Source organism: Rhizobium sp. NFR12, from assembly GCF_900108545.1.
Lineage (GTDB): Bacteria > Pseudomonadota > Alphaproteobacteria > Rhizobiales > Rhizobiaceae > Neorhizobium > Neorhizobium soli.
This window is the reverse complement of record NZ_FNWM01000001.1, coordinates 1,206,571-1,231,502: the sequence shown is the minus strand read 5'-3', so window position 1 is coordinate 1,231,502 and position 24,932 is coordinate 1,206,571. Positions and strand designations below refer to the sequence as shown.

Sequence of the window (24,932 nt, the reverse complement as noted above, 5' to 3'; positions counted from 1 at the left end):
AAACGGTATTCATAATCATATAAAGATGCGTTTATATGATGTCCAGCCGTCATGCCGTGAGTAATAAACGAATTGTCGATGACAGGCCATACTCCTGACGGTATAGCCTTGAAGCAGAATGCAAAAGGGAGAGAAGCATGAGCGACGCGGGCCAGGTATCGAAATTCTGGAGCGATCTGCCCTACCACCGGCGCTGGCTGCTGCAACAGGCTGACGGCCTGTTCGATTTCTTCCAACACAGGGCCATCAACCCCAAGGGCGGCTTCTTCGATCTCGATCCTACCGGCAACCCGCTCCCCGGCGACAATCCCGTTCGCGGCATTCACGCGTCTGCCCGCATGGTGCACTGCTATTCTATCGGCTATTTGTTGGGACGTCCGGGTACGGGCGACCTGGTCGACCACGGCATGAATTTTCTCTGGAACGGTCACCGCGACCAACAAAACGGTGGCTATGCCTGGTCGATGAACGACGATGGCCCGGCCGACAGCAACAAGCAGGGTTACGGCCATGCTTTCGTGCTGCTCGCCGCATCCTCCGCCAAGGTCGTCGGCCATCCGCTTGCGGACGCGATGCTGGCCGACGTCACCGACGTGCTGGAAACCCGGTTCTGGGATCGCGAACACGGCGCCATCGCAGAGGAATTCGCGTCCGACTGGTCGCCGATCGACGGTGGCAGCTATCGTGGCCAGAACTCGAACATGCACCTGACCGAAGCGCTGATGGCGGCCTTTGAGGCAACCGGCGAACGGCATTATCTCGACAAGGCCGAAAGCATTGCGGACCTCGTGATCCGGCGCCTTGCCGGTAGCGTCGGCTTCCGCGTCGCCGAGCATTTCGATACCGACTGGCAGATCGACAAGGATTACTACCACAAAGACGAGATGTTCCGCCCGGCCGGCACGACACCTGGCCACTGGCTGGAATGGGCCCGCCTGATGCTGCAACTGTGGACGCTTGGCGACAAGAAGCACGCCTGGATGCCGGATGCGGCCAAGAACCTGTTCGTGCAGGCCATGTCACTCGGCTGGGACAAGGAAAAAGGCGGCTTTTTCTACACACTCGACTGGGAAGACAAGCCCGCCAAGACCAACAAGCTCTGGTGGCCGATGTGCGAGGGCGCAGCAGCTGCCCACTTCATCAACCAGCATCTGCCGGCCGACAGCTTCTACGAAGACAGCTACAGGCTGATCTGGGGCACCATTGCCAACAAGTTCATCGACCACAAGAACGGCGGCTGGCACGAGGAACTCACGGAAGATCTGGTCCCGGCTCACACCCTGTTTCCCGGCAAGGGCGACATCTATCACGCGCTGCAGGCATGCCTCATCCCGCTGTTTCCCGCGGATGGCAGCCTGACGAAGATGATCGTGGAGGCGGACGGCCGGATCTGACGGCCGGTTCCGCCGGTCAGCCGGCCGAGACCATGGAGCGGATCAGCGAGACAAGGCTGTCGTAGTCATAGGGCTTGGTCACCAGGCCCGAACGCGACAGGCCTTCGGCGCCTTCGACATTGCGATCGCCCGTCGCGAAGATGACTGGGAGATCCGGAAATTGCGCGCGGAGTTTGATGGTCAGTTGCAAGCCTGTCATGTCGGGCAGATGCACGTCGGTAACAAGGATATCGACCGGCTGCTCTGAGGCAAGGCCCAGCGCCTCACCGGCCGTGCCGGCTTCGACGACGCCCATGCCGGCGTCCTGCAGGAAATCGGCTGTAGAGATGCGGATCAGGGCTTCGTCTTCTACGAACAAAACCTTGATCGGTGCGGCGCGCCCTTCATTTGCTTCGGCGGCTACGGTCGACATATCGAATTCTCCGGCAGCAGCCATGGCTGCGTGTGTGTTACCAGTCTGATTCTGGTTGATAACCTAGCGGAATGTTTAGGCCAAGGCCCAGCCTTATCGGGTTTGCCGACCAATTGCACGCCGGGATGAACAGGGTTCCGGAGCGAATGCGCGGTTTCTCTGACATATGGTGAAAAGCATGTGTATGAAGACCCCTCCCTGATTTGCCCGTTGGACGCTGCATTTAAGCCTGTGCTACAACGCGTTCAAGACATCCGCGCCCGTCTCTCCGCGCGCCTGTCGATCGCCTTTTCAGTAGGATGAGCGATGATCCTAAGCGAAATGACCGGGCGCACCGAACGCTTCGTACAGTTCATTCAGAAACGTGATTTCACCCGCGGTGAGGTCTATCTCCTCGCTGTGGTCGGCTTCCTGGTCGGCTTTGCAATTCGTCTGGCTCTGTCCGTTCCCATGAACGGCAAGGGAATCTACTTCTTTTTCGTGCCGTCGATCATCTTCGCCTCCGTCATCGGAGGCTTGAGACCGGGTGTGGTCGCTGCAGTCCTCTCCGTAATCGGTGTCTGGGCGTTGAAGGAACTGTCACCCGTCAGCGCGACCTCGGCGGAACTGAGAGTGGTCGCTCTGACCAGCCTGGCAATCGCCGTCACCGGCAAGGTCCTGCATATCGCCCGTATCATCATCGCAAAGACCCAGGCCAAGGCCGAGGTTCGCGAGGCGCATCTGCGATCGATCCTCGACACCGTGCTCGATGCCACTATCGTCATTACCAAGGAAGGCATCATCGTCTCCTTCAATTCCGCGGCCGTTCGCCAGTTCGGATATACGGAAGACGAGGTCGTCGGACGCAACCTGCGTATCCTCATGCCGGAGCCCTACCACCGTGAGCATGACGGCTATCTCGAGCGCTACGCGCGCACCGGCGAGAAGCGGATTATCGGCCGGGATCGCGTCGTGGTCGGTCGCCGCAAGGATGGCTCCACCTTCCCGATGAAGCTTGCCGTTGGCGAAACCCGGTCGGGTGGCGAGACCTTCTATACCGGCTTCGTGCGAGATCTTACCGAACGCGCCGAATCGGCGGCACGATTGCAGGAAATGCAGGGTGAAGTCGCCCGTCTCGCGCGACTGAACGAGATGGGTGAAATGGCCTCGACCCTTGCCCATGAACTGAACCAACCGCTTTCGGCCATCGCGAATTATGTCCACGGCTGCGCAAGACTCCTGCGGGACATGGACGACGACATGGCGTCGCGATTGCGAGACGCGCTGAAGGAAGCCGGCAACCAATCGCTCCGCGCCGGGCAGATCATCAAGCACCTGCGCGAATTCGTGACGAAGGGTGAAACGGAGAAAGCACCCCACAACATACGCCGGCTGATTGAAGAAGCCGCGGCTCTGGCCTTGGTCGGTTCTCGCGAAAATGGCGTGCGGACGATGTTCGAATTCAACGACGGCCCGGAAATCGTCGTCGCTGACAAGATCCAGATCCAGCAGGTCCTGACCAATCTGATGCGCAACGCAATCGAAGCGATGCGCGACAGTGAGCGGAGAGAGCTCACGATCCGTACGCTGGTCCAGGACGACGAGCACGTGGCCGTGGTCGTCGAAGACACAGGCCCCGGGATTGCGGAGGAGATCGAGGCCCAATTGTTCAAGCCATTCGTGACGACCAAGGCGGGTGGTATGGGAATCGGACTTTCGATATGCAAACGTATTATCGAAGCCCATGACGGTGAGATGGTGGTCACCCGAAATGTCGCCGGAGGTGCCACGTTCCGGTTCACGCTGCCGTTGTACAAGGAGGACGAAGAGAATGCCGACCGCTGACTACGTGGTGCATATCGTCGACGATGAGGAGCCGGTGCGCAAGTCGCTCGCCTTCATGCTGACGATGAACGGATTTGCCGTGCGCGTGCATGAAAGCGCGACGGCCTTCCTGAAATTTGCGCCCGGAACTCGCAACGCCCTGCTCATCAGCGACCTCAGGATGCCCGATATCGGGGGTCTCGAGCTGATCAGGTCGCTCGCCGCCCAGAAGATACGGATGCCTGTGATCTTCATAACCGGCCACGGCGACGTGGCGATGGCAGTGGAAGCAATGAAGGCTGGCGCTGTCGATTTCATCGAAAAACCGTTCGACGATACGACCATCATCGAAGCAATCGAGCGGGCTGCCAAGCTTCTCGTCGAAAAGCCGACGGAAGTGACCGAGGTGCAGGAAGTGTTGAGCCGCCTCCAGTCGCTTAGCGATCGCGAGCGCCAGGTCCTTCTGGCAGTCGTTGCCGGCTTGCCGAACAAGTCGATCGCCTACGATCTCGACATCAGCCCCCGGACGGTTGAAGTCCACCGCGCCAACGTGATGGCCAAGATGCGGGCGCGCAGCCTGCCGCAGTTGGTTCGGATGACCATGGCGGCCGGATTCGACCAGGAGTGACGCCGAACCTGAACAAACGGACAATCCGCGATTTAATTGCAACTTCTTGATCTAACGCAAAGTCCGCTTGGGGCGTGGCGCGCATATTACAATCGGCGTCCAATGTCGCCCTAGCGCCCCCGGATCCTGGATAGTCCACGTGTTGTCACCCTCGACCACTATTGCAGTGATCGCTCCGGATGCCGGGCTTAGACAGTCGCTGGCGTTCGCGCTGGAGGTCGAAGGTTTTCAGGTTCTGTCCTATGAAAGCTGGTGCGCGGGCCACGCCTCGGCAGCCTCGTCCGCGTGCACGATCATCGACTCCCACGAGGTCCACGGCAACCTCGACGCCCAGCACAAGCTTCTCGACTCTCCCAGCCGTTTCATCATGCTGGCAGACGGAATGACGCCGATCCCATCCAAAAACACGGCGCGCATCCTGATAAAGCCATTCGATGGCGCCGAACTGCTGCGGATGGTGAGGGATTTCGCCCATCTGAGCCACGCCACGCCGGCACCGGTTGCTACGTAGAACTCCGTAGGGAGACACCTCAATATCGCCGACGAGTGGCTTGCGGCATCCTAGCTCTGATCACTTGGAGGAAGAGCCGTGAACGCTCCGGTCGCGAACGCCCAGGCAAAGATGCTAAACGCAACGCCGATCGCGTTTCCGTGTTCCTCCGCACCAGTCACCCGGGTTACCCAGGTCCAGACCTATGCCGGCGGCAAGGAAATCTACACGCCCGGCGAGAAATCCGGCACGTTCTACGAGGTCGAATTCGGCGCCGTCCGCCTCCATCGGCTGCTGTCCGATGGCCGCCGTCAGGTCATCGGCTTTTACCTTGCCGGCGAGACCTTTGGTTTTGAAGCCGACCGCACGCATGCCTTTTTTGCGGAAGCGATCGTTCCGACGGGACTGCGCAGCTTTTCCCAGCCCGGCAGTGGCGACGACATTCTGAAGCTCGCCTTGCGCGGCATGCTGCGCGCCCAGGAGCACCTGGCGGTCATCGGTCGCCAGACCGCGGTGGAGCGCATCGCCGGCTTCCTGCTGGACATGGCCAACCGCCAGGGCAATCTCGACCATTTCGACCTGCCGATGTCGAGACTCGACATCGCGGATTATCTCGGCCTGACGATTGAAACCGTTTCGCGTGTGTTCGCAAAGCTGCGCGCATCCAACCTGATCAAACTGCAAAGCGTCCGCTGCGTGCAGATCCAGGACTTCAAGGCCCTCGCCAGCCTCTGCGCCTGAGGCTGAGCGAACCCTCAGCCGCCGACACCATCCAAGATCGTCCGCATCTCGCGCACGATGACTTCGCTTGTCCGGTATGATTGGTTAGCTTCAAAACCGAACTCGACAGCTCTGCCGTCACCGCGCTTGAGAACAGCGCGGCAGGAGCCGTGGACCTCGCGGGCACCGGTGCAGCTCAACAATTCGACAACGTTTGCCGGCGTGACCCCGCTGCCCGGCATGATCGACAACCGTGTCCCGGCTTGATCGACCAGTTGCTTCAACAGGTTCACGCCGTCTATGGCGCGCGGAACCAGCCCGGACGTCAGGATGCGCTCAACGCCGAGCGTCATCGCCACGTCGAGGGCCTCAACCGGATCCGGCACCAGATCGAAGGCACGGTGCAGCGTCACACCGAGACCGTCAGCATGTCGCATCAGGCGTTCGAGCAGCGCCACATCGAGACGGCCGTCGGCCAGATTCGCACCGATCACCACACCCGCCAACCCGGCGGACCGCACAGCGTCGATATCGCCGAGCATGGCCGCCTCGTCACCGAGACCGAACACGAAATCCCCTGCCCTCGGTCGGATCATCGCATAGACCGGGGTCGACGCTTTCGCCGCCAGTGCCATCAGCCCCGGCGACGGCGTCAGTCCGCCCAGATCGAGCGCCGCGCAGAGTTCGATCCGGTCGGCCCCGCCTGCCACAGCCGCCTCGAACCCCTCAGGCGTATCGACACAGACTTCGAGCGTGATCCGCATCGCCATCAGCCCTCCTGCCGGCCGAGCACCGCTGCCCCGACCAGCCCACCATCCGCCTGCCGAAGCGCCGGGATCACCAATGGGTGACTTATCCGGTTGAGGATGCGTTTGCGCACTGCTCCGTCCAGCAGGTCGATCAGTGCCGGAACGGAGGCCAGTCCCCCTCCGACGGGCACGACCGACGCCCCTGTCGTGTTGACCGCGAGCGCCAGGGGATCGGCAATCAGTTCCAGCCAGACGGCGATCGTCTTTTCCGCCAACGCATCGCCGGCCTGCCAGTCTTCAATGATCGTGTGACTGGTCTCGGCTCTCTCGTGGAGCAGGCCGTCGATACGCTCTATCCCGCGTGCGCCGCCGACCGTATCGGCACAGCCGGACTGGCCGCAACCGCAGGCCAGGCGCGGAATGTGGATCGTCTCGCCGGCAATCTCGACGGTCGTATTGACGATCGGCCCATGGCCCCATTCGCCGGTCACGCCGCCCGCACCGCGCACCAGCTTGCCATCGATCGCCAGACCACCGCCGATCCCGGTGCCGATGATGGCGCAGAACACGACATCATGGCCCTTGCCGGCACCTTCACTGGCTTCGGCAAGCGTCAGACAATCGGCGTCGTTGGCCGCAACGACCGGCCTTCCGAGCCGCGCGGAAAGTTTCGCCGCCACGGGACGTCCTGTGATGCAGGGAATGTTGGCGGCAATCGAAACGCCGGTCTTGGGATCGACGATCCCGGTGATCGACAACGCCAGCGGCGTCGAGTCATTGTCTTTAACCAGATGGGCATGCCGCGCGATCAGGTCAGACAGCGCTGCCACGAACGCATCCCAGTCGGACGCGGGTGTTGGAACCCGCTCCAGAGGCTCGATGACGCCAGGCTTCGGCGACACCGCGAACTTGATGAACGAACCGCCGATATCGGCACAGAATACCGGCTTGTCGTTTCCGGTCGTGAACACGTTACCTGTCAACCAATCCGCTCCTTGAGCCATTCGTGCACGATGACCTCGTCTTCCGCGTCGAGGCCATGATTGGCATCGAGTACCCGGGCCGTCACGTCGGCCCCGGCCGTCCGTAGCCTGTCCTCGATCTCGCCGGCAAGCGGGCCGTAAAAATCGTTGATGGCGCTGAGTGACAGGACCTCTGCCCCGGAAAGATCAACGACGGGTCGGTCTTCCAGCACGTTCATTGAGCGCAGCAGCACTGCCTTGCGGATCAGCTCAGGGTAAAGCTGCATCGTCGCTCCGATCATGTTGCCGCCGTTGGAATAACCGAGGAACGCGGTGCGCGCCGGATCCGCGCCATACGCCGGACCGATATCCTCGATGAACCCGACGAAAGCCTCCACTTCCGAGGCGATCTCCTTCTGGTCGAACGTCGTCTGGCTGAGCCTGCGGAAAAACCGCGGATAGCCCTCGTCCACGGAGCGGCCGCGCAAACCGATCAGCATCGCATTGGGTGCCGCCTTTCGGCCGAGCGGCAGCAGCGCCGTTTCGTTGGCGCCGGTGCCGTGCATCAGCACCAGCGTCGTGCCGTCCCAGTTGTCAGGCATGTGGACCCGATGCACGAACGGCAGGTCGCGGTAGATGACGCGTTCCTCGCCCGGCAGACCGAACTGCGGCAGCATCACCTTCAGCGCCTCGCGATCCCCCTTGAAATGGTTCGGAATGAACAGCTGGCGTCCCAGCGTCTCGACAGTTTCATCGGTGGCAAAACCCGGCCCGTCCGAGGCGAGTTCAATCAGCGTGCCGCCCGGCTCGCGCACGTAGAGCGAATGGAAATACTGCCGGTCGTGGATGTTCATTTCGCCCGCATCGGCAGCGGCAAGGTCTGCATACACCGCTTCGACCGCCGCGCGATCCGCAGCCCGGAAAGCGATATGATCGATCGCGCCCGTGCCCGGCGCCGACGTCCAGAAACCCGATGCATCGCGGACATCGACGATATCATGCGCATCCGAGACCAGACGCTGGATGTTGCCTTCCCGGCCTCCAACAGCCAACCCCATATGCCTCACAAGGAATTCAGCGGTCTCCTGAGGCTTCTCGGAAAGGATCGTCGCGCCGTAAAGTCTGCGGACTGCGTTTTCTTCGGCAATGCCACCATACTTCCACCAGACCCAAGGCCCTGTTTCCTCGACGCCGACGAGCTTGACGATGATCCCGTCCGGATCCGTTAGGCGCAGCACGGGCTGGCCGAATTCCTGCGCGGGCCCGGAAAGCTTGATGTTATATTGCAGCGCCCTTGTCAGCCAGAAGCCGATCGCTTCCGGCGAAATCTCCAGGCTGATCTCGCTCGGCGCCCCATGCCCGACCCGACCGAGCGATCCATCTTCCCAGGCGAGAAACGTCACGATCGATCCGGGCGATGCGGCACCGTCGCCGTAAAACAGATGCAACTGCTGCGCATCCTCGAAACCGGCGGTGCGTTTCACCAGCCGCAATCCGAGGAAGCCGACATAGAAGTCGACATTCGCCTGTATCTTGCGGGTGATGGCGGTGATGTGGTGCAGGCCGCTGGTCATGTCGGAATTCCCGAATGGTCTTCGATATCAGCCATATGGACGCAATTTCTGGACGATGAAAAGATGCCGTGATGGGTGCGGCCGGTGCCGCACCGTTCACAAAGCGGCACCCGTCAGGCTTCGGGCTCGAGCGACATCATCAGGTTGGCCAAGAGCGCGGTCCGCGGCGCAACGCTCGACAGCAAGATATGCTCTTCGAACGTATGCGCGCCTGCGCCATCAGCGCCGAGACCATCGAGCGTGGGCACGCCAAGCGCTGCGGTGAAATTGCCGTCGGAACCGCCGCCGGTCGTGACGCCCTCCAGCGCAATGCCGAGATCTACAGCGATTTTCGCCGCCGTATCGAACAATCTCCGGCCCGCATCCGACTGCGCAAACGGTGGCCGGTTCATCTGTCCCTTGATCTCGAAACTGATATCCGGATCGACCGGCTGCATGGCGGCGATCTTCGCCGTGACTTCCGTGGCTGCCGCATCGTCGGGGACGCGCACATCCACCTGCATGCGGCATTCCGCCGGCACCGTATTGCGGCCGGTGCCGCCGCTGATCGTTCCGACCGTGACGGTGATGCCGCGCCCTGCGTCGTTCAGCGCCTCCAGATCGAGCACAAGCCTTGCTGCCGCCCGCACGGCGCTTCGTCCGTCCTGTGGCCGTGTGCCCGCATGCGAGGCCCGGCCACGCACGACGATATCGTACATCGCCACACCCTTGCGAGCGATGACGATCTTGCCGCCGTCGCGCGCGGGTTCCACCACCAGCGTATAACCGGCGCTGCGCGCGCATTCCTCCATGAAGGCCCGCGACGAAAAGCTTCCGACCTCTTCGTCCGGCACGAAAACGAGATCGACCGGCATTCTGCTGCCCTTTGCAACCGCGATCTTCAACGCATCCAGCGCCATCAGCGCACCGGACTTCATGTCGTAGATGCCGGGTCCGTAGAGCTTGTCGCCGTCCTGGCGAAGTGGGAGCTGGTTATCGATCACGCCGATCGCATGGACCGTATCCAGATGAGCGAGCACCAGAACCGATTTCTCGTTGCTCCCCGCCTGCCGTGGCGATCGGACCGCGAGGATATCGCCGAACCTGAGCGTGCCCGGCAGCCGTTCGACGGAAAGCCCGGCCTTAGCCGCACTGGCCTCCACCCGATCGGCCAGGAAGTTTACCGCCGCCGCATTGCCGGAGGGCGTCTCGATCCGCACCCACTCTTTCAGCTCTTCGATCAGAGCCTCGGCATCGACATCACCAGCGGAAATAACCTGCGTCATTGAAAGCTTCCTTTGAAAAATTCGCCTGTCTCTAGCGCTCGTTGACGAGCTGGAGGATCAGCTGCTGCACATTGCCGCCATCGCCGAGTTCTACCTTGTCGAAATCCCGGTTGCGTTGCTGATGGGCGGGAAAGATGACGGCGATCTTGCTCTGGAGTTCAGCCCGTACCTTGGTGCATTTCGGATCGTTAGGCACCGAAAGCCCGATACTGGCCGCCTCGATCTGGCGCACGAGATCCTCGATCATCGCGCCGTGGACCCGCTCATGCCGGCGCACGCCGTCAGTAAACGCGTCCCATTTCTGTTGAAGCGCGGGCGACAGCTTCGAGACAAGCTTTGGCAGTGTGTAGATGATGATGATGTTGGGGCGTGCCGAAACCAGCGTGCAGGCGCCGTCGGGCTGCGGTTCGTATTTGCGCGACCAGGTCAGCTTGAAATCCGTATGGGCGATCGCCCGAACCTGGCTGCCGACCTTGGGGCCGTTTTCGCCGATCGAGGAGTAGAGCTCGATGCCGGACGTGCCTTTGACCGGATAGGTCTTCACCTGCTCCACCGGCTTCCACTGCGCCTGGGCTGCCGCCGGCCAGAGACTAAGAGCACACAACAGACCGATACACCGAACTCTCTCGCGCACTCATCACCCGACATCTGAAATCAATGCCGCAACCTAGAGACAAGTGCGGCCGCTTTCAACTGCCGCAAAGGCTTCATAAGCAAAAGCCGTGACAACGAAGCCGACTTATCATACAGGTTAACGGGAGCAGATAACGAGAGCGCAAGGAGAGACGCATGGCTGGAGAGACGAGGCTGGAGCCGGCAAAGGGTGCAGGAACGCTGGTGTCTCAGCTGACGGATACATTGCGCCAGGCGATCGCCGCCGGTCAGTTCACGGCCGGTGCGCGGCTGCCAAGCGAAGCGCAGCTGACGGAGACCCACGGCGTCAGCCGCACCGTTGTGCGGGAGGCGATCGCCGCACTCCGCGCCGACCGTCTTGTGGAAGCGCGCCAGGGTGCCGGCGTCTTCGTGCTGGAACCACGGCAAAACACCCAGCCCACGATGCTCTCGCTCAACAATATCGATCTTGCTCAGGTGTCCTCGATGATCGAGCTCCTGGAGCTCAGAACCGCCGTCGAAGTCGAGGCTGCAGGCCTTGCAGCGGTGCGTCGCTCGCCGGCACAGGAAGAAAGCATTTTCGAGCACCACCACGCCGTCCGCGCCTGTCTCGAGGCAGACAAGCCGACCAGCGAAGCGGACTTTGCCCTCCATCTCGCCATTGCCGAAGCGACGAACAACCCACGTTTCCGCGAGTTCCTGACCATGATCGGCAAGCGGCTGATCCCCCGTGCGGCCCTGCGTCCGGACGATTCCGAATCCGATCAGGCGGCCTATATCGCCCTTCTCGACAAGGAGCATGACGCGATCGTCGTGGCAATTTCGGAAGGCGACGAAGAAGGCGCAAGGCAGGCCATGCGCAGCCATCTGCGTGGCGCGCAACTGCGCTACCGGACGTTGCTGCGCGAAGTTCGCCAATCTGTCAGATGACGTGTTGACACAAATTCATCATACATGTACGACAACATTGTCTGGAGGAGACACTGAGAGGATAACACTACATGACGCCTGAAGAGATCAAGGCAGCGCTTGGCGCCGGCCTGCTGTCGTTCCCTGTGACCCATTTCGATGCCGAGGGCCAGTTTCAGCCTGAAAGTTATCAGCGTCATATCGAGTGGCTTTCCGGCTTCGAGGCCCCCGTTCTCTTTGCCGCCGGCGGCACCGGAGAATTCTTCTCGCTGGCCCCCGACGAAATTCCCGCCATCGTGAAATCCGCCAAGGAAGCGTCCGGCAAGACCGCGATCGTCTCCGGTTGCGGCTTCGGCACGCATGTGGGCGTCGATCTGGCAAAGAAGGTCGAGAAATCAGGCGCGGACGGAATTCTACTTCTGCCGCATTACATGATCGATGCGCCGCAGGAAGGCCTGTACAAGCATGTTAAGGCGATCTGCCAGTCGGTCGGCATCGGCGTCATGGTCTATAACCGCGATAATTCCGTGCTGCAGGTCGACACGCTGCAGCGGCTCTGCGACGAATGCCCCAATCTCATCGGCTTCAAGGACGGCACCGGCGATATCGGCCTCGTGCGCCAGATCACCGCCACGATGGGCGACCGGCTGATGTATCTCGGCGGCATGCCGACGGCCGAACTGTTTGCCGAAGCCTATCTCGGCGCCGGCTTCACCACCTATTCGTCGGCCGTCTTCAACTTCGTGCCCGGTCTTGCCGTCGAGTTCTACAAGGCGCTGCGGGCCGGCAATCGCACCCGCTGCGAACAGATCCTCACCGAATTCTTCTACCCCTTCATGGCGCTTCGCGGCCGCCGCAAGGGTTATGCCGTCTCGGCCATCAAGGCCGGCGTGCGCCTGCAGGGCTTCGATGCCGGCAAGGTCCGCCCGCCGCTCGATGACCTGACGGAAGAAGAAGAGCAGATCCTGCTGAAGCTCATCGGCGATCAGAAGCGGTGAACCCATGAAGATCGCTTCGGTCCGCACCCACCTTCTTGAACACAGGCTGGATGTCGCCTTCGAAAGCGCCTCGATGCGCTTCGACCGCCGCGCCCATATACTGGTCGAGATCGAGTGCGACGACGGAACCATCGGCTGGGGCGAATGCCTTGGCCCGGCCCGGCCCAACGCAGCTGTGGTGGCGGCGTATACAAACTGGCTGATCGGCGAAAACGCGCTGGAAACCGAAAAGATCTGGGCGCGGCTTTATAACGCGTTGCGTGACCAGGGCCAGCGCGGCCTTGCCGTCACTGCACTCTCGGGCATCGACATCGCGCTCTGGGACATCAAGGGCAAGCATTTCGGCGTGCCTGTTTCCATCCTGCTCGGAGGCCGTTTTCGCGAAAGCGTCAAGGCCTATGCCACCGGCAGCTTTAAGCGCGACGGCGTCGACCGCGTAGAGGACAATGCCCGCGATGTCGCCCGCTACCGCGACGAGGGTTTCCACGCGACGAAGATCAAGATCGGCTTCGGCGTCGAGGAAGACCTTCGCGTCATCCGCGCCGTGCGGGAAGCAGCCGGTCCCGATATGCGCCTGATGATCGACGCCAACCACGGCTATGACACCATCGAAGCCGTCAAACTCGGCAACGCGGCGGCACAATACGATATCGACTGGTTCGAGGAGCCCGTCGTGCCGGAACAGCTGGCGGCCTACCGCGAAGTGCGCGCCCGCCAGCCGATCCCGGTTGCCGGCGGCGAAACCTGGCACAGCCGGTGGGGCATGCGCGAGCCCGTGGAAACCCGCGCCGTCGACATTCTCCAGCCCGATCTTGCCGGCGTCGGCGGGTTTACCGAGGCCAAGCGCGTCGCCGATCTCGCGGCGCTCCATGGTATCCGCGTTGTGCCCCATGTCTGGGGCACGGCCGTCCATATCGCAGCAGCCCTGCAGTTCATGGCGGCGATGATCCCGAGCCCGGTTCGTGTCAATCCGATCGAACCCATTCTCGAATTCGACCGCACCGACAACCCTTTCCGCCAGGCGGTGATCAAAACACCGATCGAACATCGGCACGGCGTGGTGCAGATCCCCGATGGCCCTGGTCTCGGGATCGAGATCAACCGCGATGCGCTCAAGGAATTCAAAATGCCTGAACCGAAGTCGGGAGACGTCTGATGCTTGTTCGTCCGCTCTCCGGAGACGCGCCAACGACCAAACTGCCGGCGGGCGCAGTCGACTCGCAGATGCATATGTACCTGCCGGGTTTCCCATCGCAGCCCGGCGGCCCAGGCCTGCCAGTCGGAACTCTCCCCGATGCGGAGCAGTATCGCCAGTTCATGGCATGGCTCGGCATCGATCGTGTCGTAATCACGCAGGGCAATGCCCACCAGCGCGACAATACCAACTTGGTCGCCTGCCTGAAGGAAATGGGCGGTGTTGCCCGTGGCGTCGCTGCAGCCGCGGGTGATGTCTCCGATGGCGAACTCGACCAGCTCGCCGAAGCCGGTATCGTCGGCCTGCGCATCATGGATCTGCCCGGCGGTGCCGTGGACCTTTCGGCGCTCGAAGCACTCGACGCCAAGGCTGCCGCCCGCGGCTGGATGCTCGCAGTCCAGTTCGACGGCAGCAATATCCTCGAGCATGAGCCACGCCTTGCCAAACTCAAAAGCCGCTGGGTGTTCGACCATCACGGCAAGTTCTTCTCCGGCGCAACGCCAGAGGGCCCGGAGATCGCAGCCGTCAAGCGACTGATGGATATCGGCAGATGCTGGTTCAAGTTCGCAGGCGTCTACGAGTCCTCGAAGTCCGGCGCACCTGATTATGCCGATGTCGCGGCCTTCTCGCGCGATATCGCCGCCTACGCGCCTGAACGCATCGTCTGGGGCAGCAACTGGCCGCACAACCTTGCACGCGAGCAGAAGGACTATCCGGACGACGTCGCGTTGACCGACACGGTTCTAAGCTGGCTGGCGGACGAAGAAGCGCTTGAGCTGGCGCTCGTGAAGAACCCGGAACAGCTGTTTGGCCTTCCGGACTGGAGTGCATCGACCAAATAAATTTAATCACCGCCGGCGCGTGGAGGCGACGGCTTTTTGGAGGAGGAAGACATGAAACTGACGAAAGCCCTCGGGCTCGCATTTTGCCTGGCGCTGGCCACCACCACGGCCCATACAAGCGTCCGCGCGCAGGAGATCACCCTGCGCTCTGCCGATATCCATCCTGATGGCTATCCGACTGTCGAAGCAGTCAAATACATGGGCGACCTCGTCAAGGAACGCACCAGCGGCCGCATCGGCGTGCAGGTGATGAACAACTCGGTTCTCGGCGGCGAGAAGGACACGATCGAGCAGACCCGTTTCGGCGTCATCGACATGAACCGCGTCAATGCCGCGCCGTTCAACAACCTCATCCCCGAGACGGTCGTTCTTGGCCTGCCCTTCCTGTTCCGCTCGACCGACCACATGCATAAGGTCGTCGACGGCCCGATCGGCGACAAGATCCTTGCCGCCTTCGAACCGCACGGCCTGATCGGTCTGGCCTACTACGACAGCGGCGCGCGCTCCTTCTACACCACCAAGAAGCCGGTCGAAAAACTGGCCGACCTCAAGGGCATGAAGATCCGCGTCCAGCAGTCCGACCTCTGGATCGCGATGATGCAGGCCTTCGGTGCCAACCCGACGCCGATGCCGATGGGCGAAGTCTACTCGTCGCTGGAAACCGGCGTTGTCGACGGTGCTGAAAACAACTGGCCGTCCTACGAATCGGCCCGTCATTACGAGGTCGCCAAGAACTATTCGCTGACCCAGCATTCGATGAACCCGGAAATTCTGGTCATGTCGAAAGTCTCCTGGGACAAGCTGACGCCCGATGACCAGAAGGTCATCCGCCAGGCCGCGAAGGACAGCGTCGTCAAGATGCGCGAACTGTGGGCTGCCCGCGAAAAGTCTTCGGAAGAAAAGGTCCGCGCCGGCGGCGTCAAGGTCATTACCGTCAACAAGGACGAGTTCTCGGCCGCGATGAAGCCGGTCTACGACAAGTTCGTGACCGACGCGAAGATGAAGAGCCTGCTGGAAGAAATCCAGGCCGTCAACTGACAGCCCTGATCGGCCGGCCCCGCCACACCGGGGTCGGCTGTGCTTTTCCGACATCGGGGAACGTGTCGGGCTTTGGAGGACGGGACAATGCGAAATTTCATGCAGGCGATAAGACCTGTTCTTAGCATGATCAGCCGATCATCATTGTGGATCGCCGGTATCGGCATGGTCTCGATGACCCTGATCGTCGGCTGGCAGGTTTTCAGCCGTTATATTCTCAACGATAGTCCCAGCTGGTCGGAGCCGTTGTCGCTCTATCTGATGTCCTGGTTCATCATGCTTGGCGCTGCGGTCGGTGTGCGCGAAAGCGTCCATCTCGGGCTCGACGTTGTTCGCTACATCATGCCGCCAGCCATCCAGCGGGCCATGGACCTGCTCAGCCTCGGACTGATCGTGCTGTTTGGCATCGGCATGGCCTATTACTCATCGCTTCTGGCGATCGGGACCTGGACGGCGCGCATCCCCGTTCTCGGATGGCCTGGCGGTACGGATTTCTTTCCGATGATCGTCGGTGGCGCAATGATATCGATCTTTTCACTCGAACGTTTCATCGACGTCGCGATCGGCGAGGAAATCGCAGCGGACGTACTTGTGCAGGAGGCCGCATAATGGCCTATACCATTCTTTTCGGCGCCTTCACCTTTCTGATGATCATCGGGATGCCGATCGCATTCTGCCTCGGCATCGCATCCTTCGCGACAGTGCTCTATATCGGCCTGCCCCCGATCGTCGTCTTCCAGCAGATGAATTCCGGCATGAACGTGTTTGCCATGATGGCGATCCCGTTCTTCATCTTCGCAGGCGACCTGATGGTACGCGGCGGTATCGCCACTCGGCTGATCCGCTTTGCGGCCGGCCTGGTTGGCCACATGCGGGGTGGCCTCGGCCAGGTCAACGTGGTCGCTTCGACCCTGTTCGGTGGCATTTCCGGTTCTGCGGTGGCCGACGCTTCGGCGGTCGGCGGCCTGATGATCCCGCAGATGGCAGCTCGCGGCTATGACCGGGATTATGCTGTCAACGTGACGGCAAATGCTGCGATCATCGCGCTGATGATCCCGCCGTCGCACAACATGATCCTTTATTCGATCGCAGCCGGCGGCAATGTCTCCGTCGCCGATCTCTTCACCGCGGGCATCATTCCCGGACTGCTTCTCGCCGCCGCCTTGATGGTCACGGCCTGGTGGGTTGCCGTCAAGCGCGGTTACCCGGCGGACCCGTTCCCCGGCTTCAGGCGTGTGGGTTACTACTTCCTGGCGTCGCTCCCGGGCATCCTCCTGATCGCCATCATTTTCGGCGGTGTCCGCTCGGGCGTGTTCACGGCAACGGAAAGCTCCTGCATCGCGGTACTCTACGCCTTCCTTGTCGCGATGATCGTCTATCGCGAACTGAACTGGGATGGTTTCGTCGAAGCGGTTATGGGTGCTGTCCGCACCACGGCAATGGTCTTGCTGGTGATCGGCATGGCTGCCTCGTTCGGCTGGCTGATGGCTTTCCTGCAGGTGCAGACGCTGATCATCGCCGCGATCTCGGCCATCTCTGACAATCCGATCATCGTGCTCTTGATGATCAATATCATCCTGCTGGTGCTTGGCACGTTCATGGACATGGCGCCGATGGTGATCATCGCAACGCCGATCCTGCTGCCGGTCGTCAAGGCGTTCGGCATCGATCCCGTCCATTTCGGCGTGGTAATGATCCTCAACGCCGGTATCGGACTGAACACGCCTCCGGTCGGAACCGTGCTCTTCGTCAGCTGCGCGGTGGGCGGGATCACCATCCGCGAAGCCATGAAGACCATCTGGCCGTTCTTTGGCGCCAGCATCTTCGTGCTGCTGCTGGTCACCTATATCCCCGGCCTCTCGCTATGGCTGCCGGCTCTGTTCAAGTAGGCCGAGGCTGTTCAAGTCGGATAGTCATCGCTCCTGAAATCAAAGGTCCCGTCCAGCACGGGACCTTTTGCATTTTGGAGATGTCAGGCTACAGTCCGGCTTTGATTTGATCCGGATATTTGCTCATGACCGATACCGTTACCGACCGCTTCCTCCGATACGTCGTCATCGATACCCAGTCGGATGCCTCTTCACCCACCCAGCCATCGACCTCGAAACAGCTGACGCTCGGCCGTGTTCTGGTCGAAGAACTGCTGGAGATCGGCCTCTCAGACGCGCATCTCGACGAACACGGCTATGTCTATGCGACAGTGCCGTCCAATACGGGCAAGAACAACGTGCCCGTCGTCTGCTTCTGCGCGCATATGGATACGGCACCAGACTTCAGCGGCACCGATGTCAAGCCGCAGGTAATCCGTAACTACCAGGGCGGCGACATCGCACTTCCCGGCCATGAGACCCGTGTGATCCGCGAGAGCGAGCACAGGGAACTGAAGAACCAGATCGGCCACGACATCATCACCTCCGACGGCACGACGCTTCTCGGGGCCGACGACAAGGCGGGCCTTGCCGAAATCGTCACGGCCGCGAAATACCTGATCGACAACCCCGACATCAAGCACGGCGCCATCCGCCTCCTGTTCACGCCCGACGAAGAGATCGCCCGCGGTGTGGAAAAGGTGGACATTCAAAAGCTCGGCGCCGATTTCGGCTATACGCTGGATGGCGAAACAGTCGGCACGATCGAGGATGAGACGTTTTCTGCCGACGCGGTCGAGATCGCCATCACTGGCGTCGCGATCCACCCCGGTTTCGCCTACGGCAAGATGGAAAACGCGATCCGCATCGCCGGCGCCATCGTCGATCGCCTGCCAAAACACATGGCGCCGGAAACGACGAAAGGCCGGGACGGCTTCATCCATCCGACGGATCTGAGCGGCAGCATGGAGAAGGCAAAGATCAGCCTGATCATCAGGGACTTCGCCGACGAGGGTTTGAAGACCAAGGAGACGTTGCTCGAGGATATCGTCAAGGACGTCATGCACGACTATCCCGGTTCGACCTACACGTTCACCGTCATCGAGCAGTATCGCAACATGAAGCTGGTGCTCGACCGTCATCCTGAGATCGTCGAGAATGCGATCGAAGCGATCAAGCGGGCCGGTCTGACGCCGAAGCGCGGCAGCATCCGCGGCGGCACTGACGGTTCGAGGCTGTCCTTCATGGGCCTGCCCTGCCCCAACATCTTTGCCGGCGGCCATGCATTCCACTCCCCGCTGGAATGGGTCAGCAGCCAGGATATGGAAAAGGCGGTCGACACGATCGTTGAACTGTCCAAGCTCTGGGAAGAGCGCGCCTGAGCCTATGTACGCAACCGTACAGTCTTTGCCGACATGAACACGGATCTGGAACCTAAGCGAGCCTCGCGGGTATGAATAAAAAGCTCGCTAGGTACCCACATGCCCCGATTTTATTTCCACGTTCGTGACGGCAAAGATTTGATCGAAGACGAAGAAGGCAACGATCTTCCGGATCTTCCAAGCGCCCTGGCCGAGGCCGAGGCGTCTGCGCGCGAAATCATGGCCGACCGGTTGCGACAGGGTCGTCCTTCCGTCTCTCCAATGATTGAGGTCCGTGACTACAAGGGAACGAAGGTTGGGGAGTTCTCGCTGCCGGCTGCGACAAACTGAGGTCGACTTCTACCTCAAGGGTCCGATCAGACGCTCGTATTCCCGCTCGCATTCCCCGTAGGCATCTTTGGCGAAATCCTCGAGTGCGCTACGGTCTCTGACGATGATCATGCCACGCTCGGAGTAGATCAGCTTGCGACCCTCGAGCAGATGCAGTGCCGTCGTCACGCTCGGTCGGCGGACAGCCAACATGATCGAGAGGAATTCGTGGGTAAGGCTGATCTCGTCGCCGTCGGTCCGATCGTTACACATCAGGATCCACCGGGCCAGACGTTCGTCGATGTGATGGACGGCGTTGGACAGTGACGTGTAGGCCCCCTGGACCGACAGGGCCTGGCTGTAGCGCGTCAGAAGGTTGAGACAGGCGCGATCCTTCAAAGCCAGCTTCAACTGATCTGAGGCCAGACGGTAACCACGGCCCTCCACTTGCATAAAGATCGAATAGGGGTCCGATTCCGCGTCAAGGACCATCGCCGTGGGGGTCATTCCGTCGCGACCAAAAATTCCGATCTCAGCATGCTGCCCTTGCGGAGACCTCGCCACAATCGAGGCGATACCGGATTCCGGGAAATAGGCGTGCAGGGGCGTTTCGTTCGGAGCCGATAGCTCGGTTCCGCGCGGAAGATCGACATGTTCGAGATGCGGCGCAATTGCTTCGAAGCTTTCTCGGGGCATCAGCCGGAGAAGCGAATTCCGGACCGTATCTTTCTGAATGTCACCCATCGCCAACCCTTGAAGGCAGAGACCAGCCTGCTCGGCCTATGGAGATATCTCCGCCTGAATAGAATGATTCCATCTATGTCCATAAAATAAGCGAGACAACCCGCTTCCCAACGTCGGTACGCTATCAGACCAACGGACAAAGTCCGAAGCAAATTGATTAGAACGAATCCGCGCTTTCAACACAGTGACCCTTTGGAACTGGTTTGTCGAAACATATGATTTTATTGCTTGAAGATCAGCCGCTCATTTCGTTGGATATCGAGGACGCGCTCGGGGCTGCTGGGCTGAATAACGTCATCAATCTACGCTCGAAACAAGCTGCGCTGGAATGGCTGCAGAAGAATGTTCCGAGCATTGTCATTCTCGATCTTCATCTGACCGACGGTGATTGCTACGGGGTCATCCAGGTGTTGCATGACGCTCGCATCCCATTCGTGGTCTACTCGGGCAGTGAAAAGCCGCAGGACTGGGAAAACGAGCTCTTCAGCGATGGCGTCTGGATTGACAAGCCGGCCGATCCAGCGTTCATCGTTTCCGTCGTCGAGCAGAAGCTCGCCGCGGTTTCAGCCAGAGCTTAGACTGACGCTGACATCTCCATCACGCGCTGATATTCAACCTCACCTCCGCCATAGCAGTCGGCTGCGAGTTTCTCCAGCGCCGGACGGTCTCGCACGACAATCGTTCCCCGATACGAATGGATCATTTGCCGACCTTCGAGCACATGCAGCGAGGTCGTTACACTCGGACGCCGGACGGCAAGCATGATTGCCAGGAATTCGTGTGTGAGGTTGACTTCGTCGCTGCCCGTGCGGTCGTGACACATCAGGATCCATCGGGCCAGACGCTGCTCGATCGTCTGGGTGGCATTGGTCAGCGCAGTCAGAGCAACCTGCACCGAAGAAACATGCGCCCACCGGAAAAAGACCCGGCGTATCTCCGGCCTGCTCCAGATGAGGTCAACCAGCTGCCCGACCTCAATGCGTGCGCCGTGCCCCGGAACCTGCATGATGACCTTGTACGGGTTGCGATCGGATCCCAGTATCGCCGACGCGGGAGACATGCCTTCCCGCCCGAACAGTCCGATCTCGGACTGCTTGCCGCGCGCAGAGATCGCGACGGTCGACCCAATCCCCGAATAGGGGAAATAGCAGTATCGGTCGACTTCGTCCGGTCCGGAAAGGAGCATGCCCTGCGGCAATTCGAGCTCCTCCATGCAGCGTTCCGCGTGCGAGTAGTCGTCCTCGGACAACAGGGATAGAAGCGTGTTGGGTGATCGCATTGGTTTTCACCCGTCCTCTGTGATCGTTACCCTGTTATATTTGGATCACGAAGTCGATCTGTGTAGCCCCCCGGGAGCACTTATCGTGCGGCTTCGAGATCCAGTCTTTCGAGAACCAGATCGGCGCCCTTCGATTTCTCCAGCACCAACCGAACATTCGGCATGTCGTTTCCGTGGATTTTGTCTTCGAACGCCTGTCCGGCCAGACCGTAGAACGTCCATCGTGCCTCCAGACGCCGTTGCAGCTCCTCGATCGGCGGGGCGAGCAGGATCCGGTAGTCGAACAGCGGTGCAAGACGCTCCCAGCCACCCTCGCCCAGCAGAAGATAGTTGCCCTCGATCACAATGAACCGATGGCGTGGCGAGACGACCCGTGCCGCAGCGATCGCCAGTTCGCGCGACCTGTCGAACACGGGCACGAGCACTTCATCCTCGGCCGCTTTCACGGCCTGGACGACATCGATAAAACCGCGTAGGTCGAACGTATTGGGCGCCCCCTTGCGGGCGAGCAATCCGCGCTCCTCGAGAATGCCGTTGTCCATGTGAAAACCATCCATCGGCAGGACTTCGGCTGTCTCCCCCCGTCCGGAGAGCTTGGATGCCAGAATGTCGGCCAGTGTCGACTTCCCCGCTCCGGGCGGTCCTGCGACCGCGATGAGCGAGCGAGACTTTCCCTCCTCCGTCTTCAGAAGAAGGTCGCACAGTTCGTCGAGTTGCATGTCCGCCATCGCTATTGCCTTTTCGTTTGCCCACTCATTCCCGACGCGGTCGTTTCATTCAAGATGCGCGTGACGAAATATACCGTCGCGCGACAATCCAGCAGCCGGCAGCCCAGGCTGCACCCGCACACCACCCCGCCATCACGTCTGTTGGATAGTGAACGCCGAGATAAAGGCGGCTGAGACCGACCAGCAGGGTCAGCAGGATGCCGGTCGCGAGGAAAAAGATGCGGGTCGAGCGATATTGTTCGGCACGTGACAGCAGCGCCGCAAGGGTGAGATAGGTCACCGCCGAAAGCATCGCATGCCCGCTCGGGAAGCTCAGGTCGTGGACATTGACGAGATGCGGTACGATGTCCGGCCTAGGCCGCGCCACGCCGAGCTTGAGAAGGTTGCTGAGCAGCCAACCGCCGAGAATGGATAGAAACATGAAGACGGCGATCGAGCGGCGGCCCGCGAGCAGAAGATAGATCGTGGCAAGCACGGTCATAAGCGATAGCACGGTAATGCCGCCAAGCGCGGTGATGTCACCAACGGCATGGGTCAGCCAGTAGGGCCCGATGGGCACCGAAGGGTCGCCTGCCTGGCGCAGAGCAAGCAGGATCCGTTCGTCGAATTCGTGCGTTTCGCCATCGATCACGATACCGGTCAGGCTGATGAACAGGAAGAGGCTACCGGCCAGGAGTGAGAACATGATCAGGCCAAGAGGCTCAAACGTCATGAACCGCTCGGCAATGATCGTTCTCAGGCGTTGCAGCACGGCATCGTCTCCGGGTTTGCATCATCAGCCGCGATGGCGACGACGTTGTTGTCGGTTTCATTGCTGCAACAGATAGGCAGGAGAGACGTGAAGGCAAAGAAGGTGCACAAAGAATGTCTTGTGGAGGCATCATCGCTCCTTTCGCGTCACGGCCACAATTGATCCTGCTTTCGGCTGCCATAGGTATGGCTCGATCAATCGAGGCCCCGGGGCATTGCTGAAGACAGGAATTTTGGAACGCTGGAACCAACAGACGCTGGCGCGGCAATTTCTGTTTGCCGGCGGCATCGTGTCCATCGTTGCAATGCTGCTGGTCGGCGCCTTCGTAACGAACCTCATCGAGGACGCGGTCACACGCAATTCTGCGGCCACCACCGCACTCTATGTCGATAGCATCATTGCGCCGATCCTGCCGGATCTCAAGACAACGGACACGCTCGACGACGTGACCAACCGGGTTCTCGACGAAACCTTCGGTCAGGGCGCTCTCGGGAAGCAGGTCGTCTCCTTCAGGCTCTGGCGCGCAGACGGCACCGTTCTCTATGCGACGGACAAAACGATCCAGGGCAAACGTTTCCCGCCGGGCAAAGATCTGACCGCAGCCTTTTCCGGCAAGATGGTCGCACAGTTCGACTATGTCGATGATGCCGAAAGTTTCGATCAGCGCAGTTTCGGAAAGCCGCTTCTCGAGATCTACAATCCGATTCTGCAGCCGTGGTCCGGCGAGGTGATCGCGGTCACGGAATTCTACGAGATCGCCGATGATTTCCAGCAAAGCCTGTCGCAGGCGCGCCTTCAGAGCTGGCTGGCCGTCGCCGGGGTCACGACGACGTTCTTCCTGCTTTTGTCGGCGATCGTCTTCAAGGGCAGCCGGATGATCGAGGCGCAGCAGCGCAGCCTCACGGAGCGGGTGGTGGATCTGCAGAGCCTGCTGACCCAGAACAGGACCTTGCACAGCCGTGCACAGCGCGCGTCGCAACGCGCAACAGCGTTGAACGAAGGCTACCTGCGGCGGCTGGGTGCCGACCTGCACGACGGCCCGGCCCAGCTTGTCGCCTATGCGGCGCTGCGCGTCGACAGCGCGCTCCTGGTCGATCCGGAAGCTCCCCGCGATGTCCGGGAAGCGGAGATTGCTGCAATCAAGGCGCGCTTGCAGGAAGCGATGGATGAGATCCGCAGCATCTGCAGCGGGCTTGTCCTGCCGCAGATCGAAACGGCAGCTGTGCCGGAAATCCTCGAAAAGGTCGTTGGCGCTCACCGCGAGCGGACTGCGGCGACCGTTGACCTCAAGATCGCATCGCCCGCCAGACCGCTTCTTCCTTCCGCCAAGATCTGTATCTACCGCTTTGTCCAGGAAGCGTTGAACAACGGATACAGGCACGCCGCTGGCGCAAACCAGACAGTCACCCAAACCTACGAAGGCAACATGATCATTGTCGAGGTAAGCGACGATGGACCCGGCTTCGACAAATCCACTATAAGGCCGGAAGGCCTGGGGATCGCTGGTCTCAGGGAGCGGATTGAAAGCCTCGGGGGAACCTTTGATCTCGCGACGTCTTCTCGTGGAACAACGGTCAGAATGTCGCTGAACGTTCATGAATCGGAGCATGTATGAAAGCCCCAACCAGAATAGCCGTCATCGACGATCACCCGCTGTTTCGCGAGGGAGTGATCCGCAGCCTCTCTGAAATGGAGGGTTTCGAGATCGTGGCGGAAGGTGGCTCAAAGGGCGAGGCGCTTCATATCGTCGAGCATATACGCCCCGACGTGATGCTGATGGACATCTCGATGCCCGGAAACGGACTGCAGGCCGTTGCCGGCGCCGTCGAGGCCTGGCCCCCTATCAAGATCGTCATGCTGACCGTATCGGAAGCCAACGAGGACATTGCAGGTGCCCTGAAGCTTGGAGCGAAAGGCTATGTTCTGAAAGGCATCGGATCCCGCGAACTGGCCGACGTCGTTCGCACCGTTGCCTCTGGAGAACCCTACCTGGCCCCTAGCCTCTCTGCCCGGCTTCTCGCCGGCATGGCAAAGGAAAGGGAAAATGCCGCCAAGCAGGATCTGATGGCGGAATTGACGGATCGCGAACAGGAAGTCCTCAACCTCGTGGCATCGGGTCTCAGCAACAAGCGGGTGGCGCAACTGCTCGATCTGCATGAGAAGACGGTCAAGCACCACATGACGCGCATTCTGTCGAAACTCAAAGTCTCCAACCGCACCGAAGCAGCGCTGGCCCTTCGCGACGCGACCGAAAGTCGGACGGGCGGAGCAGCCTAGCGC

27 protein-coding genes are annotated in these 24,932 nt (G+C 60.7%); 17 read left to right on the top strand and 10 right to left on the bottom strand.

Annotation, left to right across the window (positions count from 1 at the left end; all coding sequences use genetic code 11):
* The first annotated feature begins 137 nt into the window (after positions 1-137).
* Positions 138-1,394: an AGE family epimerase/isomerase gene (locus BLW69_RS06005; RefSeq protein WP_092660576.1), complete on the top strand. Its 1,257-nt coding sequence runs from the start codon at positions 138-140 to the stop codon at positions 1,392-1,394.
* A gap of 16 nt (positions 1,395-1,410) precedes the next feature.
* Here BLW69_RS06005 and BLW69_RS06000 read toward each other — a convergent pair whose 3' ends face one another.
* Positions 1,411-1,806, bottom strand: a complete 396-nt coding sequence (locus BLW69_RS06000; RefSeq protein ID WP_062456056.1) for a response regulator — start codon at positions 1,804-1,806, stop codon at positions 1,411-1,413.
* 306 nt (positions 1,807-2,112) lie between these two features.
* On the opposite strand from BLW69_RS06000, the gene BLW69_RS05995 reads away from it, so the two are divergent.
* The 4 genes from BLW69_RS05995 to BLW69_RS05980 all read left to right on the top strand — a co-directional run bounded on the left by BLW69_RS05995 (position 2,113) and on the right by BLW69_RS05980 (position 5,468).
* Positions 2,113-3,630 (top strand): PAS domain-containing sensor histidine kinase, encoded by a 1,518-nt coding sequence (locus tag BLW69_RS05995; RefSeq protein ID WP_274598251.1) that lies wholly within the window; start codon positions 2,113-2,115, stop codon positions 3,628-3,630.
* A complete protein-coding gene (fixJ, locus tag BLW69_RS05990) occupies positions 3,617-4,237 on the top strand; it encodes a response regulator FixJ (RefSeq protein WP_062456050.1) in 621 nt (206 codons plus the stop codon). The genes BLW69_RS05995 and fixJ overlap by 14 nt, the downstream gene beginning before the upstream one ends.
* A 139-nt stretch (positions 4,238-4,376) precedes the next feature.
* Positions 4,377-4,748 (top strand): response regulator transcription factor, encoded by a 372-nt coding sequence (locus tag BLW69_RS05985; protein WP_139283807.1) that lies wholly within the window; start codon positions 4,377-4,379, stop codon positions 4,746-4,748.
* A 78-nt stretch (positions 4,749-4,826) separates the two neighbouring features.
* On the top strand, positions 4,827-5,468 hold the full coding sequence (locus BLW69_RS05980) for a helix-turn-helix domain-containing protein (RefSeq protein ID WP_244508750.1): 642 nt from the start codon (positions 4,827-4,829) through the stop codon (positions 5,466-5,468).
* A 14-nt stretch (positions 5,469-5,482) separates the two neighbouring features.
* Here the strand turns inward: BLW69_RS05980 and BLW69_RS05975 are convergent, their stop codons facing one another.
* From BLW69_RS05975 to BLW69_RS05955, 5 genes are all read right to left on the bottom strand, one after another.
* The gene (locus tag BLW69_RS05975; protein WP_092661090.1) at positions 5,483-6,211 is read right to left on the bottom strand and encodes a copper homeostasis protein CutC; all 729 of its coding nucleotides are present in this window, start codon (positions 6,209-6,211) and stop codon (positions 5,483-5,485) included.
* Positions 6,212-6,216: 5 nt separating this feature from the next.
* Entirely contained in the window at positions 6,217-7,179 is a 963-nt protein-coding gene (locus tag BLW69_RS05970) for an ROK family protein (RefSeq protein WP_244508749.1), read from the bottom strand.
* Positions 7,176-8,732, bottom strand: a complete 1,557-nt coding sequence (locus BLW69_RS05965) for a VOC family protein (RefSeq protein WP_092660572.1) — start codon at positions 8,730-8,732, stop codon at positions 7,176-7,178. Before BLW69_RS05965 ends, BLW69_RS05970 begins: the two co-directional genes overlap by 4 nt.
* Positions 8,733-8,845: 113 nt before the next feature.
* Positions 8,846-9,997, bottom strand: a complete 1,152-nt coding sequence (locus BLW69_RS05960; protein WP_092660570.1) for a M20 family metallopeptidase — start codon at positions 9,995-9,997, stop codon at positions 8,846-8,848.
* Between the two features lie 31 nt (positions 9,998-10,028).
* Positions 10,029-10,601, bottom strand: coding sequence for a DUF922 domain-containing Zn-dependent protease (locus BLW69_RS05955; protein ID WP_210311718.1), 573 nt, complete (start codon positions 10,599-10,601; stop codon positions 10,029-10,031).
* 185 nt (positions 10,602-10,786) lie between these two features.
* On the opposite strand from BLW69_RS05955, the gene BLW69_RS05950 reads away from it, so the two are divergent.
* The 9 genes from BLW69_RS05950 to BLW69_RS05910 all read left to right on the top strand — a co-directional run bounded on the left by BLW69_RS05950 (position 10,787) and on the right by BLW69_RS05910 (position 19,171).
* Positions 10,787-11,539 (top strand): FadR/GntR family transcriptional regulator, encoded by a 753-nt coding sequence (locus BLW69_RS05950; RefSeq protein WP_092660568.1) that lies wholly within the window; start codon positions 10,787-10,789, stop codon positions 11,537-11,539.
* Between the two features lie 71 nt (positions 11,540-11,610).
* Positions 11,611-12,516 (top strand): 5-dehydro-4-deoxyglucarate dehydratase, encoded by a 906-nt coding sequence (kdgD, locus tag BLW69_RS05945; RefSeq protein WP_092660566.1) that lies wholly within the window; start codon positions 11,611-11,613, stop codon positions 12,514-12,516.
* Between the two features lie 4 nt (positions 12,517-12,520).
* Positions 12,521-13,672, top strand: coding sequence for a mandelate racemase/muconate lactonizing enzyme family protein (locus BLW69_RS05940; protein ID WP_092660565.1), 1,152 nt, complete (start codon positions 12,521-12,523; stop codon positions 13,670-13,672).
* Positions 13,672-14,553, top strand: coding sequence for an amidohydrolase family protein (locus BLW69_RS05935; protein ID WP_092660563.1), 882 nt, complete (start codon positions 13,672-13,674; stop codon positions 14,551-14,553). The genes BLW69_RS05940 and BLW69_RS05935 overlap by 1 nt, the downstream gene beginning before the upstream one ends.
* Positions 14,554-14,604: 51 nt before the next feature.
* The gene (locus tag BLW69_RS05930) at positions 14,605-15,591 is read left to right on the top strand and encodes a TRAP transporter substrate-binding protein (protein ID WP_062456018.1); all 987 of its coding nucleotides are present in this window, start codon (positions 14,605-14,607) and stop codon (positions 15,589-15,591) included.
* 87 nt (positions 15,592-15,678) lie between these two features.
* Positions 15,679-16,200: a TRAP transporter small permease gene (locus BLW69_RS05925; RefSeq protein WP_062456015.1), complete on the top strand. Its 522-nt coding sequence runs from the start codon at positions 15,679-15,681 to the stop codon at positions 16,198-16,200.
* Positions 16,200-17,480: a TRAP transporter large permease gene (locus tag BLW69_RS05920; RefSeq protein WP_062456012.1), complete on the top strand. Its 1,281-nt coding sequence runs from the start codon at positions 16,200-16,202 to the stop codon at positions 17,478-17,480. Before BLW69_RS05925 ends, BLW69_RS05920 begins: the two co-directional genes overlap by 1 nt.
* Before the next feature lie 125 nt (positions 17,481-17,605).
* Positions 17,606-18,841: a peptidase T gene (gene pepT, locus BLW69_RS05915; protein WP_092660561.1), complete on the top strand. Its 1,236-nt coding sequence runs from the start codon at positions 17,606-17,608 to the stop codon at positions 18,839-18,841.
* A gap of 99 nt (positions 18,842-18,940) precedes the next feature.
* Positions 18,941-19,171, top strand: coding sequence for a DUF6894 family protein (locus tag BLW69_RS05910; RefSeq protein ID WP_062456007.1), 231 nt, complete (start codon positions 18,941-18,943; stop codon positions 19,169-19,171).
* Positions 19,172-19,180: 9 nt separating this feature from the next.
* Here BLW69_RS05910 and BLW69_RS05905 read toward each other — a convergent pair whose 3' ends face one another.
* Positions 19,181-19,894, bottom strand: a complete 714-nt coding sequence (locus BLW69_RS05905; protein ID WP_092660559.1) for a Crp/Fnr family transcriptional regulator — start codon at positions 19,892-19,894, stop codon at positions 19,181-19,183.
* A gap of 203 nt (positions 19,895-20,097) precedes the next feature.
* Between BLW69_RS05905 and BLW69_RS05900 the strand changes: the two genes are divergently transcribed.
* Positions 20,098-20,472: a response regulator gene (locus tag BLW69_RS05900; protein ID WP_139283805.1), complete on the top strand. Its 375-nt coding sequence runs from the start codon at positions 20,098-20,100 to the stop codon at positions 20,470-20,472.
* On the opposite strand, the gene BLW69_RS05895 is transcribed toward BLW69_RS05900, so the two are convergent.
* The 3 genes from BLW69_RS05895 to BLW69_RS05885 all read right to left on the bottom strand — a co-directional run bounded on the left by BLW69_RS05895 (position 20,469) and on the right by BLW69_RS05885 (position 22,613).
* A complete protein-coding gene (locus BLW69_RS05895; protein WP_062581192.1) occupies positions 20,469-21,173 on the bottom strand; it encodes a Crp/Fnr family transcriptional regulator in 705 nt (234 codons plus the stop codon). The two genes, BLW69_RS05900 and BLW69_RS05895, sit on opposite strands and share 4 nt — an antisense overlap.
* An 80-nt stretch (positions 21,174-21,253) precedes the next feature.
* The gene (locus BLW69_RS05890; RefSeq protein WP_092661086.1) at positions 21,254-21,892 is read right to left on the bottom strand and encodes a nucleoside triphosphate hydrolase; all 639 of its coding nucleotides are present in this window, start codon (positions 21,890-21,892) and stop codon (positions 21,254-21,256) included.
* Between the two features lie 58 nt (positions 21,893-21,950).
* Positions 21,951-22,613: a phosphatase PAP2 family protein gene (locus tag BLW69_RS05885; protein ID WP_062457946.1), complete on the bottom strand. Its 663-nt coding sequence runs from the start codon at positions 22,611-22,613 to the stop codon at positions 21,951-21,953.
* Between the two features lie 271 nt (positions 22,614-22,884).
* On the opposite strand from BLW69_RS05885, the gene BLW69_RS05880 reads away from it, so the two are divergent.
* On the top strand, positions 22,885-24,267 hold the full coding sequence (locus tag BLW69_RS05880) for a sensor histidine kinase (protein WP_348271838.1): 1,383 nt from the start codon (positions 22,885-22,887) through the stop codon (positions 24,265-24,267).
* Entirely contained in the window at positions 24,264-24,929 is a 666-nt protein-coding gene (locus BLW69_RS05875) for a response regulator (protein ID WP_092660555.1), read from the top strand. The genes BLW69_RS05880 and BLW69_RS05875 overlap by 4 nt, the downstream gene beginning before the upstream one ends.
* Positions 24,930-24,932 lie beyond the last annotated feature (3 nt).

Bases quoted from the DNA above. Each gene is read 5' to 3' on its own strand.
- BLW69_RS06005 (WP_092660576.1), top strand. From the start codon at position 138: ATGAGCGACGCGGGCCAGGTATCGAAATTCTGGAGCGATCTGCCCTAC.
- fixJ (WP_062456050.1), top strand. From the start codon at position 3,617: ATGCCGACCGCTGACTACGTGGTGCATATCGTCGACGATGAGGAGCCG.
- BLW69_RS06000 (WP_062456056.1), bottom strand. From the start codon at position 1,806: ATGTCGACCGTAGCCGCCGAAGCAAATGAAGGGCGCGCCGCACCGATC.
- BLW69_RS05940 (WP_092660565.1), top strand. From the start codon at position 12,521: ATGAAGATCGCTTCGGTCCGCACCCACCTTCTTGAACACAGGCTGGAT.
- BLW69_RS05995 (WP_274598251.1), top strand. From the start codon at position 2,113: ATGATCCTAAGCGAAATGACCGGGCGCACCGAACGCTTCGTACAGTTC.
- BLW69_RS05885 (WP_062457946.1), bottom strand. From the start codon at position 22,613: ATGACGTTTGAGCCTCTTGGCCTGATCATGTTCTCACTCCTGGCCGGT.
- BLW69_RS05975 (WP_092661090.1), bottom strand. From the start codon at position 6,211: ATGCGGATCACGCTCGAAGTCTGTGTCGATACGCCTGAGGGGTTCGAG.
- BLW69_RS05910 (WP_062456007.1), top strand. From the start codon at position 18,941: ATGCCCCGATTTTATTTCCACGTTCGTGACGGCAAAGATTTGATCGAA.
- BLW69_RS05965 (WP_092660572.1), bottom strand. From the start codon at position 8,732: ATGACCAGCGGCCTGCACCACATCACCGCCATCACCCGCAAGATACAG.
- BLW69_RS05935 (WP_092660563.1), top strand. From the start codon at position 13,672: ATGCTTGTTCGTCCGCTCTCCGGAGACGCGCCAACGACCAAACTGCCG.
- BLW69_RS05960 (WP_092660570.1), bottom strand. From the start codon at position 9,997: ATGACGCAGGTTATTTCCGCTGGTGATGTCGATGCCGAGGCTCTGATC.
- BLW69_RS05895 (WP_062581192.1), bottom strand. From the start codon at position 21,173: ATGCGATCACCCAACACGCTTCTATCCCTGTTGTCCGAGGACGACTAC.
- pepT (WP_092660561.1), top strand. From the start codon at position 17,606: ATGACCGATACCGTTACCGACCGCTTCCTCCGATACGTCGTCATCGAT.
- BLW69_RS05890 (WP_092661086.1), bottom strand. From the start codon at position 21,892: ATGCAACTCGACGAACTGTGCGACCTTCTTCTGAAGACGGAGGAGGGA.
- BLW69_RS05920 (WP_062456012.1), top strand. From the start codon at position 16,200: ATGGCCTATACCATTCTTTTCGGCGCCTTCACCTTTCTGATGATCATC.
- BLW69_RS05930 (WP_062456018.1), top strand. From the start codon at position 14,605: ATGAAACTGACGAAAGCCCTCGGGCTCGCATTTTGCCTGGCGCTGGCC.
- BLW69_RS05950 (WP_092660568.1), top strand. From the start codon at position 10,787: ATGGCTGGAGAGACGAGGCTGGAGCCGGCAAAGGGTGCAGGAACGCTG.
- BLW69_RS05875 (WP_092660555.1), top strand. From the start codon at position 24,264: ATGAAAGCCCCAACCAGAATAGCCGTCATCGACGATCACCCGCTGTTT.
- BLW69_RS05925 (WP_062456015.1), top strand. From the start codon at position 15,679: ATGCGAAATTTCATGCAGGCGATAAGACCTGTTCTTAGCATGATCAGC.
- BLW69_RS05905 (WP_092660559.1), bottom strand. From the start codon at position 19,894: ATGGGTGACATTCAGAAAGATACGGTCCGGAATTCGCTTCTCCGGCTG.
- kdgD (WP_092660566.1), top strand. From the start codon at position 11,611: ATGACGCCTGAAGAGATCAAGGCAGCGCTTGGCGCCGGCCTGCTGTCG.